Annotated in this window: 9 protein-coding genes; 7 read left to right on the forward strand and 2 right to left on the reverse strand. The window is 75.0% G+C overall.

Annotated elements, in window-relative coordinates; all coding sequences use genetic code 11:
* Window positions 1-4 precede the first annotated feature (4 nt).
* Window positions 5-1,252, reverse strand: coding sequence for a 5-aminolevulinate synthase (hemA, locus tag JAO84_RS18225; protein ID WP_370413827.1), 1,248 nt, complete (start codon window positions 1,250-1,252; stop codon window positions 5-7).
* Window positions 1,246-2,925: a class I adenylate-forming enzyme family protein gene (locus tag JAO84_RS18230; RefSeq protein WP_370413828.1), complete on the reverse strand. Its 1,680-nt coding sequence runs from the start codon at window positions 2,923-2,925 to the stop codon at window positions 1,246-1,248. Before JAO84_RS18230 ends, hemA begins: the two co-directional genes overlap by 7 nt.
* A gap of 239 nt (window positions 2,926-3,164) precedes the next feature.
* Between JAO84_RS18230 and JAO84_RS18235 the strand changes: the two genes are divergently transcribed.
* From JAO84_RS18235 to JAO84_RS18265, 7 genes are all read left to right on the forward strand, one after another.
* The gene (locus JAO84_RS18235; protein WP_370413829.1) at window positions 3,165-3,320 is read left to right on the forward strand and encodes a thiazolylpeptide-type bacteriocin; all 156 of its coding nucleotides are present in this window, start codon (window positions 3,165-3,167) and stop codon (window positions 3,318-3,320) included.
* A gap of 188 nt (window positions 3,321-3,508) precedes the next feature.
* Window positions 3,509-4,534 (forward strand): hypothetical protein, encoded by a 1,026-nt coding sequence (locus tag JAO84_RS18240; protein WP_370416799.1) that lies wholly within the window; start codon window positions 3,509-3,511, stop codon window positions 4,532-4,534.
* On the forward strand, window positions 4,531-5,508 hold the full coding sequence (locus JAO84_RS18245; protein WP_370413830.1) for an ABC transporter ATP-binding protein: 978 nt from the start codon (window positions 4,531-4,533) through the stop codon (window positions 5,506-5,508). Before JAO84_RS18240 ends, JAO84_RS18245 begins: the two co-directional genes overlap by 4 nt.
* Window positions 5,505-6,428, forward strand: coding sequence for an ABC transporter permease (locus JAO84_RS18250; protein ID WP_370413831.1), 924 nt, complete (start codon window positions 5,505-5,507; stop codon window positions 6,426-6,428). Before JAO84_RS18245 ends, JAO84_RS18250 begins: the two co-directional genes overlap by 4 nt.
* Window positions 6,425-9,199, forward strand: coding sequence for a hypothetical protein (locus JAO84_RS18255; protein WP_370413832.1), 2,775 nt, complete (start codon window positions 6,425-6,427; stop codon window positions 9,197-9,199). The genes JAO84_RS18250 and JAO84_RS18255 overlap by 4 nt, the downstream gene beginning before the upstream one ends.
* Entirely contained in the window at window positions 9,190-11,091 is a 1,902-nt protein-coding gene (locus tag JAO84_RS18260) for a hypothetical protein (RefSeq protein ID WP_370413833.1), read from the forward strand. The genes JAO84_RS18255 and JAO84_RS18260 overlap by 10 nt, the downstream gene beginning before the upstream one ends.
* Window positions 11,088-13,004 carry a TOMM precursor leader peptide-binding protein gene (locus JAO84_RS18265; RefSeq protein WP_370413834.1) on the forward strand — a complete coding sequence of 639 codons (1,917 nt, stop codon included), beginning with the start codon at window positions 11,088-11,090 and terminating at the stop codon, window positions 13,002-13,004. The genes JAO84_RS18260 and JAO84_RS18265 overlap by 4 nt, the downstream gene beginning before the upstream one ends.
* Window positions 13,005-13,035: the final 31 nt, after the last annotated feature.

Here is a 13,035-nt window from a genome sequence, read left to right on the forward strand (position 1 = left end):
GGGATCAGCCGCCGGTCCGGGCGAGGCCGGTGTCGCCCCACACCGTGTCGAGTGCGTCGGCGAAGCGCGTCACGTCCTCGGGCGAGGGCACGGCGCCGGGCGCGATCCGCAGGATCTCCTCGCCGGTCCGGACGCTGGGCGCGTTGATGGGCTGGACGTAGTAGCCGTAGCGGTCGAGCAGCAGTGCGGAGACCCGCTTGCACGCGGTGTCCTCGCCGACCAGGACCGACACGATGTGGGACTCGTCGGAGAGGAACGGGATGCCGCGCTCCCGCAGCAGCCGGTGCAGCAGCCGGGCGTTGCGGTGCAGCGCGGCCCGCTCCGTCTCGGACGTCGTGAGGTGGCGTACGGCGGCCAGCGCGCCGGCCGCGACCGCCGGAGGCAGGGAGGTGGTGAAGACGAACGGCCGGGACATCGCCCGGACGGCGCCGATCATCGCCTCCGGGCCCGCGATGTAGCCGCCGGCGGTGCCGAACCCCTTGCCGAGCGTGCCCATGACGACGGTGATGTCGGCGGCCAGGCCCTCGCGGGCGGCGATCCCGGCGCCGTGCGGCCCGTACATGCCGACGGCGTGCACCTCGTCCAGATAGATCGTCGCCCCGTACCGGCGCGCCAGCTCGGTGACCTCGCGCAGTGGCGCGATGTCGCCCGACATCGAGTAGACCGACTCCAGGACGATCAGCTTGGGGCGCTCGGGCGCCTCGGCCGCGAGGAGTTCGGCGAGGTGGCCGGTGTCGTTGTGGCGGAAGATGCGCTTGTCGGCGCCGCTGTGCCGCAGACCGTCGATGATGGAGGCGTGGTTCAGCTCGTCCGAGAAGACCACGCAGTCGGGGACCGCGCCGGCCAGGACGGTCAGCGCCCCGTCGTTCGCGGTGTAGCCGGAGGTGAACAGCAGGGCCGCCTCCTTGCCGTGCAGCGCGGCGAGTTCCTCCTCCAGCCGGACGTGCAGGTGGTTGGTGCCGGCGATGTTGCGGGAGCCGCCGGAGCCCGCGCCGTACCGGGCGACGGCCTCGCGCATCTCCGCGAGGACGGTGGGGTGCTGGCCCATGCCGAGGTAGTCGTTGCTGCACCAGACGGTGATCTCGCGGGGCGCCGCACCGGGGCCCGCGACCGCTGCCGCGGCGGCATGCGGGAAGCGTCCGGCCCGGCGGCCGAGCTCCAGGAACTCCCGCTCGGCGGCTTCCGGTTCGGCGGCCCGGGCGAGGAAGTGCGCCAGGTGCGCGGGTCGGGTGGGCAGGGTCGTCGTCACCATGTCGGCTCGCTTTCATCGGAGGTCGAGAGGCCGGGGCCGGCCGCGGGCGCCGTATCGCGCAGTCGCCGCTGGTCGGGCTTCCCGGAGTCGGTCAGGGGGAGTTCGGGCCACCGGACGAAGCGGTCCGGCGCGTGGGCGGGGGAGAGGGCCGCGGCGACATGGGCGCGCAGCTCGGACGGGGTGCTCGGGGCCCGTAGCACCACCGCCGCGTGCACCGCCTCGCCGGTGACGGGGTCCGGCAGTCCGTACACCGAGCAGTCGGCGACGGCGGGGTGGGTGAGCAGCGCCCGCTCCACGTCGGCCGGATGGACCTTGACCCCGGCGGTCTTGACGACCCGTCCGACGCGGTCGACGAGGTGCAGTCGGCCGTACGCGTCCCAGCGCCCGAGGTCACCGGTGCGCAGCCAGCCGTCGCGCAGGGTGCCGGCGGTCAGCGCGGGATCGCCCTGGTAGCCGCTCATCAGGTACGCGGAGCGGACCACGATCTCGCCGATCTCGCCGATCTCGACCTCGTGGTCCGACCGGCCCGTCCCGGAGGCGAGGATGCGCACTTCGACGCCCGGGAAGGGCCGGCCCACACTGGGCAGCAGCTCCGTCTCGAAGTGGTCGAGGCCGTCGAGCAGGGTGATCCGGCCCGCCTCGGTGGAGCCGTAGCACTGCACGAGGACCGGGCCGAAGAGGCGGAACGCCTCGGCCAGCCGCGCGGGCGAGGCCGTGCAGCCGCTGTAGACGAGCTGGCGCAGCGAGGAGAGTTCGGCGGTGGCGGCACCGGGATGGTCCACCAGCCGGTAGAGCTGCGGCACCGTGAGGTAGCCGCGGGTGATCCGCAGCTCGCCGATGTCCGCGAGGACCCGGCCGGCGTCGAAGTGCTCGTGGACGACGAGCGAACCGCCGGCGGCGAGCACGACGTCGGCCATGACCGCCACGGTGTGGCTGGTGGGCGTGACGACCAGCATCCGCGCGGCGGGCTCCCGGGGTTCCGCGGCCAGCGCGGCGGCGTCGTCGAGGACGAGCCGGTTCCAGGCGGCGAAGGACTGCCGGACTCCCTTGGGACGACCGCCGCTTCCGCTGGTGTACGTGATCACCGCGCACTCCGGCCCGGCGGCAGGCCCGGCGCCGGTGGCGGCGGCCTCGTGCTCGGCGGCAGGCCCGGCGCCGGCGGCCGCGGCCTCGTGCTCGGCGGCGGGTTCGGTGTCGTACTCGGCGTCGTGCTCCTCGTACGGTCCGATGTCGAGCACGCGTACGGCGGGACGGCGCGGCAGCACTCCGGCCAGTTCCACGCCTCGCGCGGCGTGCGCCGGGTCGACCACCAGCACCTCGGCCCCGCACTCCTCCAGGAGCGCGGCCTGCTCGGCCGCCGGAAGCAGCACGTCCGCGCCCGGGTTGGCGGAGCGTACGTAGACCACGGTCGTGCCCAGCAGATGGGCGGCGTAGCGCGCGGTGAAGGTCAGCGGATGGTTGGTCGCGGTGAGGATGCCCACCGTCGTGCCCGGCCCGGCACCCGCCGCCGCGAGCTCGGCGCGGGCCGCGCGGACCGCGCCGATGACGGCCGCTCCGTCGAGCCGGCCCCACCGCGTGTGGACGCGCGGCGCCCGCGGGTCGCGGGCGAGCACGTCGAGTATCCGGGTGACGTAATGGCCCGGTGCGCTCTGCGTCGTCGATCGTCCGGTCACGCGAATCCGCTCCCTGTGCTTCCGATTCCGTCCCATGTTCGGTGCGCGGAAAGAGAGCGGGCAAGGAATCGGAGCGCTTTCCTGACGGGGGTCACGGTGGGTCGTGACAGATGTCATGGGGGACCGTGACCGGCGTCAGAGGAGTGGCCGGAAAGCTGGCGGAATTCATCGGGCCCCGGCAAGTATTCATCTCGTCCGGCCGACCGGCTGGAATTCGGAAGACACGAAAGGTGATTCACATGAACCAGGGTCTGACCACCGAGGACTTCGCCTCCTTCGAGCTCGCGGAGCTGGACGTCCTCGACGTGGCCGACGGCGTCGCCCTCCCCGAGATGGGCGCCTCCAGCGGTGACTGGCTGTGCTGCTCCTCGTCGTCCTCCTCGTCCTGCTGCTGACACCGGACGACACGGCACGACTCAGGCACGCCTGAGCAAGGACGCCTGCTCGCCGTCCTCCGGGACGGCGGGCGGGCGCCTGCCCCACACGAGAGGTGACACCCATGAAGAGTGCGCCGACCGAGCGCACGATCGGCCTGCGCTTTCATGCGCAATCACCGATCGGACCCCGCTGGATTTCACGGGTGATGGTCCCCGTGGTGCGAACCCTGCGGGCCGAGCACAACGCCTCCGTGGCTTATCTGGGGCGGGGTTGGAAACACGGGCCGCACATCGACCTGGTGGCGCGCGGCCCGCAGAACATTCCCTGGCAGGAAATCGCCGGGGAAATCGACTGGCAGGCGGACGGACTTCCCGAGCCCATGACCGGGGAGGAATATCTGGCGCAGGCCCGCGAACTGGGCCGGCTGGAGCGCGTCGAGCCGCCCTATCTGCCGCTGCACCCGCGGGGCACCGTCACGTGGATCGAGGACCTGCCCGGACGCTCCGGCGCACCGTGGCCCGCGGCCCTGGAGGGCCCCCGCGACCTGGCCCTGACACGCATGTTCGGCCCGCTCTCCCGCACCCTCGACCTCGCCGCCGACCGCGCCACGGGCGTTCCCGTGACGGCCGTCGCCGAGGCCTTCCTCGCGCTGTGCACGGCCCACCCCCGGGGGCTGGCCCACGGGGTGTTCTCGCTGCGCTCGCACGCCGAGGCGTTCCTGCACTGGGCGAGCGCCGCCAAGGACCCGCGCCCCTCGTTCCGCCGCCGGCTGGCCGCCGACGCGCCCGTGCTGCGGGCGCTGGTGGAGCGGGTACGGGACGGCGGGGAGAGCGCCGGAGCCGCCGAGTGGCGCGCCGCCTTCGCGTACTCCACCGGCGTCTTCGACGCCACCGTGGACCGCGGCGAACTCAGCGGCGACGTACTCGACGCGCTCACGCCGGCCGTGGACCGCGAGCGCATGGGCCCGCCCGGACTCGACGGCCCGGTCAGCGCGGGACGCAGCGAGTTCCACTCGGCGATCGCCGCCGCCGGCCTCGACCAGGACACCCCGGGCTGGTTCGCCTCGTACCGACTGCTCATCAACCTCTTCTACAGCCGGCTTCCGCTGCTCGGCGTCACGCCCGTCCAGCGGTACTACCTCTGCTTCGCCCTCGCCGAGACCGTCGACGAGGTGTACGGCGAGAGCTGGCGCGACCGTCTCGACCGCACCGTCGGACGGAGGGCGGCATGACGACGCCGACCACCACTCGGGCAGGGAACGCGACGGGCACGGCGGCGGGTACTGCGGCGGGTACCGCGACCGGTACCGCGACCGGCGATCAGGGTCCGGCGGTCCGGGTCGCCGGACTGCGCAAGGAGTACGGTCCGCGCGTCGCCGTCGACCGCGTCGACCTGGAGATCCACCGGGGCGAGGTGTTCGGCCTGCTCGGCCCCAACGGAGCGGGCAAGACCACCACCATCGAGATCCTGGAGGGCTTCCGTCGCCGCAGCGGAGGAACCGTCGACGTCCTCGGCCAGGACCCCGGCCGGGCCGGCCGGGCCTGGCGCGACCGCATCGGCATCGTCCAGCAGAGCGGCACCGACCACGACGGCTGGCGGGTCGGCGAGCTCGTCGAGCAGATCGCCCGCTGCTACTCCGATCCGCTGCCGACCACCGAGGCCCTGGAGCTGGTGGACCTGGCCGATCGCCACAAGGCGGTCCTCGGCGACCTGTCGGGCGGCCAGCGCCGCCGCCTCGACCTGGCCCTCGCCGTGGTGGGCCGCCCCGAGCTGCTGTTCCTCGACGAGCCGACCACCGGTCTCGACCCGCAGGCCCGACGCGCCTGCTGGGACCTGATCGAACGGCTGCGCGCCGACGGCACCACCGTCCTCCTGACCACCCATTACCTCGACGAGGCCGAGCGGCTCGCCGACCGGGTCGCCGTCCTCGTCGGCGGCCGCATCCGCGAGGTCGCCGCGCCCGCCGCGCTCGGCGGACCCGACGCGGGCACCGAGATCTCGTGGTGGGAGGACGGCCGGACCAAGAGCGTCACGGCCACGGACGTCGGAGCGGTCCTGGCGGAGCTGCGGGAGCGGCTCGGCGCGGACGTGCCCGGCCTGGAGATCCGGCGCCCGTCGCTGGAGAGCCGCTATCTGCGGCTGATCGACCCCGCCGGGGACCGCGGTCCCGACGGCGACACCCCTGGAAGGAGCGGGAACCGATGACGCGCACGCCGACCCCGGCCCAGGCCCCGGCCTCGGCCCCGACCTCGGCCCCGTCCCCGCGGCGCACGGCCGGCACGCCGCCGCGGCGGGCGACCGCCGGCGCCGGCACTGGCCGGCCGCTGCCCGGCGTGGTCCGCACCGGCCTGCACCGGGCCGGAGCCGAACTGCGGGTCTTCTTCCGCAACCGGACCGCCGTGGCCATGAACATGGCCCTGCCCGTGGTCCTCATGCTGCTCTTCGGCTCGATCTTCACGATGAAGTCCGGAGGCCGCACCCTGCCGCTGCACGACGTGGTCGTGGCCGGGGTGCTCGCCTCGGGCGTCATGTCCGCCGCGTTCGGCGTCATGGCCACCGGCATCGCCCTCGAGAGCGGCGACGGCTCCCTCAAGCGGCTGCGGGGCACCCCGTTCGCCGCGGTCTCCTACTTCCTCGCCAAGACGCTCCTCGTCCTCGTCATCGCCGCGGTGCAGTCGGTGGTCGTCCTGGGCCTCGCCGTCGTCGTCTTCGACTTCACGCCGCCCACCGAGCCCGGCAGGCTGTTCACCCTGGGCTGGGTCTTCGTCCTCGGCTCGGCGGCCACCGCGCTGCTCGGCATCACCGTGGGCTCGCTCATCACCGACCGCCGGACCGTCACCGCGGCGGTGCAGTTCCCGTTCGTGCTGCTCCAGTTCGTGTCCGGCGTCTACTACGCGTTCGCCGGACTGCCCGAATCGGTCCAGCGCATCGGCGCGCTCTTCCCGCTGAAGTGGATGGCCCAGGGCATGCGCGCGGCGCTGCTGCCGGACTCCATGGCGGAGTTCGAACCCGCCCACGACTGGGAACTCGGCCGCGTCGCCCTCGTCCTGACCGCCTGGATCGTCGGCGGCCTGGTGCTGGCCGTCGCCGCGCGCGTCCACCGGATCAGGAAGGACTTCCGGTGACCGCGACCGCGACCGAGACCGCGCCCCCGACCGCGACCGAGACCGCGCCCCCGACCGCGACCGAGACCGCGCCCCCGACCGTGACCGCGACCGTGCCCCCGTCCGTACGGGAAGGGGTGAGCGGGGCTCCCGCCGACAGGAGCTCCGCCGCGCCCGCCGAGCCGGTCTGGATGCTCCGCGCCAACCCGCTGCGCCGCGACCGCCTGGCCGACCCCGCGCTCGCCCGCGCCCTCGACGCCCTCGCCGCGGCCGAGGCCGAACTCGCCGCTGCGGCCACCGCCTGCTGCGACGCGCTGTACGAGCGGATCGGGACCGCCACCGGCGCCGAGCGCGCCGCCCTCGTCGCCGTACGCCGCGCCGTGCACAACGACCGGGTGCCCGCCGCGCCGCCCGAGCCGGCGCCGGCCGGCTACGCGCGCTGGCTGGACCTGCGCGCCAGGCGGGACCTCCTGCGCGCCGAGGCCGCGCGGGCGCACCCGGACGCGCTGACGCGTGAGCGCGCCGAACTCACCCGGCTGCTCGGCGACGAGAACCTGCTGCGGTCCCTCGCGCTGCTCGCCCCCGAGGTCCACCGGGCCGCCGTGAAGTACCGGGAGGGCACCGCGAGCCGCGCCGCCAAGTCCGAGCGCGGCCTGCTCCAGTACGTCACCCGGGCGATGATGCGCACCAGTCCGCTGGCCCGCCTCACCGCCGTGGGTCTCGCCGTCCCCGCCCGTGAGGGCCTCCCGCCGGACGCCCCGGCGCTCGACGGGCCCGGCTTCGCCGCCGCCCGCGCCTTCCCGCACCTCGACCACGCGATGCTGGCCTACGTCGCGGGCGGAGCCGGTACGGCCGGTGACGGTGCGAGCGACGACGGTACGGGCGGTCCCGCCCCGTACGGGCCGCACACCTGGGTCCGCCAGTCGCCGACCCTCTCGCCCGGCCCGGAGCCGGACCAGCTGTCCTTCGTACGGACCGGAGCCGACGGCACCCGGCGCCTGTCGACGCCGTTCACCGAACATCTGCGCAGGCTCCTGGACTTCACCGACATGGGGCCCCGAACCATCGGGGCCGTCGCCGCCGACCTGGCCGCGGACCTCGGCTGCGCGCCCGGTCAGGCCGTCGGTCTCGTCGTCGGCGCACTGCGCGCCGGGATACTCCACACCGCCCGTGGACCCGAGGACTGCGCCGACGACCCGCTGACCGGTCTCGCCACGTCGGGCCGTGGAGTCACCGGCACCGACACCGGCACCGGCACCGGCACCGGCACCGGCACCGTCACCGACACCGCGAACGCCCTTCGGGACGCCCTGTCCGGTCTGGCCGATACCCCGCACGCCGAGCGCCCCCGCGCCCTGCGTGTCCTCACGGACCTGGGCGCGGAGCTGAGCCGGGTCGCCCGCCGCCCGGCCGCACTGACCGTGTCGGAGGACCTCGTCCTGCCGCCGGTCGCGGTGACCACCGCCGGCCACGGCCGTCACCTGCGCGATCTCGCCCACGCCATGGAGTTCCTGTCGGTCTTCGACCGGCTGCACGACACCCGCGCCGTGCTCACCGAGGTCTTCGTGTCCCGCTTCGGACCCGGCGCGACCGTGCCGCTGGCCCGACACGCCCGTTCCCTGGTGGACGCGGTCAACGAGCGCGTGGTGGCCGGCTGCGACGCGCTCGTCCCGCTCCGCGCCCTGCGCACCCGGCTCCTCGCCGAGCTGCGCGCCGACCTCGCCCGCCGGAGCGCGGTGGGCGAGGACGCCACCGAGGTGGTGTGGCCGGCCGAGTGGCTGGCGCAGCTCGCCGAGCCGCTGCCCGAGCGGTTCCGCGAGGACGCCGTCTCGTACGGCGTGCTCGTCCAACCCGCCGGTGACCGCTGGGTGTTCAACGACTCGTATCCCGGGCACGGCATGCTCTACGGCCGTTTCCTCGGCCATGACGCCGAGCTGGGCGGGCGGGCGCTCGCGCAGCTGCGCGGACGGCTGGCCGAACGGTACGAGGCCGACGGCCGCGTCCCGGTCGAGGACCGCGGCCTGCACGGCGTCAGCGTCAACGCCCACCCGCCCGTCCTCGACGAGCGGCTGTACGCCGACGACTGGTACCGGCTGCGGCTGGTCCACGACCGGGACACCGACCGGCTGCGGGTCGAGGACGCGGACGGGCGCCTGCCGCACGTCCTCACCCTCGGCACCGGCCATCCGGAGCTGCTGCCGCCCCCGCTGCGTCTGGTCAACTGGCTGGTCAGCGGCGGACGGTTGCTGCCCGACCTCGGCATGCCCGGTGGTCTCGGTGGTTTCGGTGGTGCCGGTGGTGCCGGTGGTGCCGGTGGCGCCGGTGGGCGGCCCGAGGCGGCGCTCGCGGGCCTGGCCACGGCACGGCTGTGCGCCGGTTCCGTGGTGCTCCAGCGCCGACGCTGGTATCCGGCCGAGGAGTTCGAGCGGGCCGTACGTCCGGGTGGCGACGAGGCGGAGCGGATGCTCGCGCTCACCCGGTGGCGCGCCCGCCACGGCGTGCCGGCCGAGGTCGTGCTCAAGCCCATGCCCGTGGTGGCCGGTGGCGCCGGGACGACCGGGCCCTCCGCACGACAGCGCAAGCCGCAGTACGTGGACCTCACGAGCGCCCTCCTCACCCGGGCCCTCCCGCGCTTCCTGGAGCGCGACGGCGGCGGCTTCGTCGAGGAGGCCCTTCCCGCGGCGGGCGCGTCGCCGCACGCGTACGAGTGGGCCGTCGAGATCGGCCGGACGTCCGGCGGACGGTTCGCCTACACACACCCCACGAACCTGGGAGAGCAAGCATGCGGATGAGACTCCGTCCCGCCCTGCACTACGCACCCGTGCGGGAGGGCGTGTACTTCGGAGCCGAGCGGACGTCGTTCGTCGTCCGGGGGCCCGCGGCCCTGTTCCGGGTGGCCGACGTGTGTGTGCCGCTCCTGGAGGACGGCGCGAGCGAGGACTCCCTCGTCGCGGCGCTCGGTGCCGAGCAGGCCCGGCCCGTCGTACGGCGCCTCCTCGACACCTTCCGGGCCCATGGGCTGCTGCTCGACCTGGACCGTCTGGGCGTCCCCGAGCCGGACGCGGAGACGCGTGAGCGGTACCGGGAGGTGCTCGCCGACCTGGAGACGGTGCACGACGACCCGTACGCGGCGTTCGCCCGGCTGCGCGCGGCCACCGTCCTCGTGTCCGGTCCGGCCTCCTTCGTCCTGCCCGCCGCCCGTGGCCTCGCCCGGGCCGGGGTGGACCGCCTCGTGATCGCCGTGCCCGACCGGGACGCCGGCGCCGTCGCCGCCACCGCCGACCGGCTGGGCGCCCGCTGCGTGCCGCTGTCGCCGCACGGTGCGGAGGTACGGGCCGACGCGGCGGTCCTGTGCGCGCCGGCCGACCGCCTCACCGAGGCGGTGGCCCGGCAGGCGGCTCTGCTGCCGCCGGGCTGCCCCGTCGTACCCGTACGCGAGGACGCGCGCCACCACCTGGTCGGCCCCGCGACCACCGCCGATCCCGAACGCCTTGAGGGCATCGCCGAACGGGTCGCGCGCTGGGCGGACGCCACGCCGTCCCCGGTGGGCGCCCTCGGCGAGGCGGCCCTCGCCCTGGCGGGAGCGCTCGCGGCTCAACTCGCCTACCGCGTCCTCACGGACACGACGGACGCCATGGTCACGACGGACGCAACGAACACGACGGACACCACGAACACGACGGACACCACGAACACGACGGACACCACGGTGTCGGCCGGTGGGCCGGACGGGACGGCCTACGTCGTCCACGGCCCCGAGCTGATCGCCACCCGGGTGGACCTCTCCCCGGCTCGGCCGGGCGAGGGCGCCGCCGACCTGGACGAGGCCGTCGTCTTCGTCCAGGACCTCGCGACGCGGTGGACCGGCCCGTTCGAGCTGGTGACGCCCGAGGACCTGCCGCAACTGCCGCTGGTGACCGCGGAGGTCGTGCTCCGCTCGGGACGGACCGGTTCGGTCGCGGCCTGGGGCGCGGACCAGCGGTCCGCCTCGGTGGCCGCCGCCCTCGCGGCCCTGCGTGCGCAGTGCGACGCGACGGACGGCACCGCCGACGGCACCGGCACCGGCACCGGCACCGGCACCGGCACCGGCACCGGTACCGCTGCCGCCGGAACGACCGAGGAGCGCTGGCTGCTCGACGGTGCGCTCCGGCTGCTGGCCCGTGGGGCCGGCCAGGGGACGGAGCCGGTGGAATCGCCCGCGTTCGACGATCTGGACAAGGCCGCCCGCGTCCTCTGGCGGATTCTGGAGGACGACGAGTTCACTCCGGTCGCCCTCGACCTGACCCGGTTGTCCGGGACCGGCTGGGTGCTCGCCCGGGTCCGTGACGCACGTGCCGGCGACGACGTGGCCTCCGCCTGGGGGCCCGACGCCGACCGTGCGGCCCTCGCCGCGCTGAGCACCGCGCTGACCCGGGTACAGGCACTCCGGCTGCGCGGCCACGACCTCGTCGGCACGCGGCCCGACACCACACTCCTGCTGCACGCCGCCGATGCCGAGGTCGCCGTCCTGGCCGCCGGCCTCCGGTCGCGGGTCGCCGTCCGCGGCGTGCGCCGCGCGGACCCGGTCAAGGGCGTGACCGGTCTCTGGTACGGCACGGTGACGGCCGTCGAGGCACCCGCCCTGGATGACTCCACCCCGGCTCACCCTCTCCTCCCCGCCGTCGCCGAGGAGGTCCTGGCGTGACAGGCGTGACCGTCTCCCCCGCCCCTGCCCTCTCCGACTCCTGGGCGGACCGGTGCGCACGAGCGCTCGGGCTGTCCGCCGGTGCCACGGCCACGGCCACGGCCACGGTGCACGGGACCTGGGACCTCGACCGCGAACGGGCCCTGTTCCGCAGGGCCCAGGAAGCGGGCGAGCCGTATCTGTCCCTGCGCGTGACGGGGGACGAGGCGCTCATCGGCCCGCTGTGGGCACCGGGCACCGATTCGGGCTGCCCCGGTTGCGCCGAGACCCGGGCTCGGATCGCCGTCGACCACCCGCTCGTCGACCGGCTGGAGGAGCCGCGCCACCCGTCCCGGCCCGCGCCCCCCTTCCTGCCCGAACTCGTCACGGCGGCGCTCGACGGGCTCGCCGACGCCCCGCTCGCGCCCGGCGAGCTGCTCGCCGTGAACGGCGACGGCGTCTCCCGCCACCGCGTCCCCCGCACCTTCAACTGCCCCGTGTGCGCTCCGCCCGCGCCTCGCCCCGACCCGGCCGAACGGCCGGCCCGGCTGGTCCTCGACGACCCGGCGGCCTCGCCCGACGACCCGGTGCGCGGTACGGCGGGGGCCGGTCTCCTGGCCCCCGGCGCGCTGCGCCGACGACTCGTCGACCCGCGTTTCGGACCGGTGCTGCAGATCATGCGCGACCTCGACGCGCCGTACGCGATGAGCAACGCGGTCCTGCCGGAGTCTCCCGCGCACGGCTACGGCCGGGCTCTCACCTTCAGCCGCGCCGAGCCGGTGGCGGTCCTGGAGGCGTACGAGCGGATGGGCAGCTTCCCGCACCACGGGCAGGTCCTCACCGGGCTCGCGTACCGGGACGTCGCCGACCGGGCGCTCGACCCCGCCCTGCTCGGCACCTACACCGAGGAGCAGCTCGCCCATCCGCTCTCCCGGGTCCTCCCGAGCACGCCCGAGACCCCGCTGGACTGGGTCTGGGGCCACGACCTCGCCACCGGCGAACCGGTCCTGGTCCCGGCCGAGGTCGGCTTCTACCGCTACGAGTACCTGCACCGGCACGACCGCCACGGCGCCCGCCGCGACCACGGCGCGGACCGCCGGCGCAGCCACTTCCCCGATTCCTCCAGCGGCTGCGCCCTGGGTTCCGGGCTCACCGAGGCGGCCCTGCACTCGCTGCTCGAACTCGCCGAGCGCGATGCCTTCCTGATCGCCTGGCACCGGGCCGTACCGCTGCCGGCGATCGACCCGGCGAGCGTGCGCGATCCGGTGTCGCGCCGACTGCTCGACGTCATCGACGTGCACGGCTACGACGCCCATCTGCTCGTCACGACGTACGACATCGACGTGCCGCTGGTGTGGGCGCTGGCCGTCAACCGTACCGGCGGGCACCCGGCGAGCTGGTCGGCGGCCGGTTCCGGCGCCGACCCGGAGGACGCCGTGCGCGCGGCGCTGTGGGAACTCACCCAGATGGTCACCCGACCGCCGGGCGACCCGGCCGCGGGCGCGGCGATGGTCGACGACCCGTGGCAGGTGGACCTTCTGGAGGACCACGTCGACCTCTACAACCGTCCGGAGACCCTTCCCCGGGTCACCGCGGTCCTCGGCGGTCTCCAAGTCACGCTCGCGGAGGCGTTTCCCGGCTGGCCGGACCGCCTGGTCCGCGCGGCCGGCGGCACCGTGCGCGGCGCCCTGGAGTTCGTGCGGGAGCGGTTCGCGGCGGCGGGCCTCGATCGTGTCGTGCTGGTCGACCAGTCGAGCCGCGACCACACCGACCTCGGCCTCGCCGTGGCCAAGGCGGTCGTCCCCGGAATCCTGCCGATGTGCTTCGGCCACAGCCAGCAGCGGCTGGTCGGACTGCCCCGGCTCACCGCCGCGCTGCGCGGCACTCCGCAGGAGCACCGGCAGGCGCCCTACGACCCCCATCCCTTCCCCTGAGACCGAGAGGCGGTATCCGATGCGGTATCCG

The organism is Streptomyces fradiae, assembly GCF_041270065.1.
Classification (GTDB): domain Bacteria; phylum Actinomycetota; class Actinomycetes; order Streptomycetales; family Streptomycetaceae; genus Streptomyces.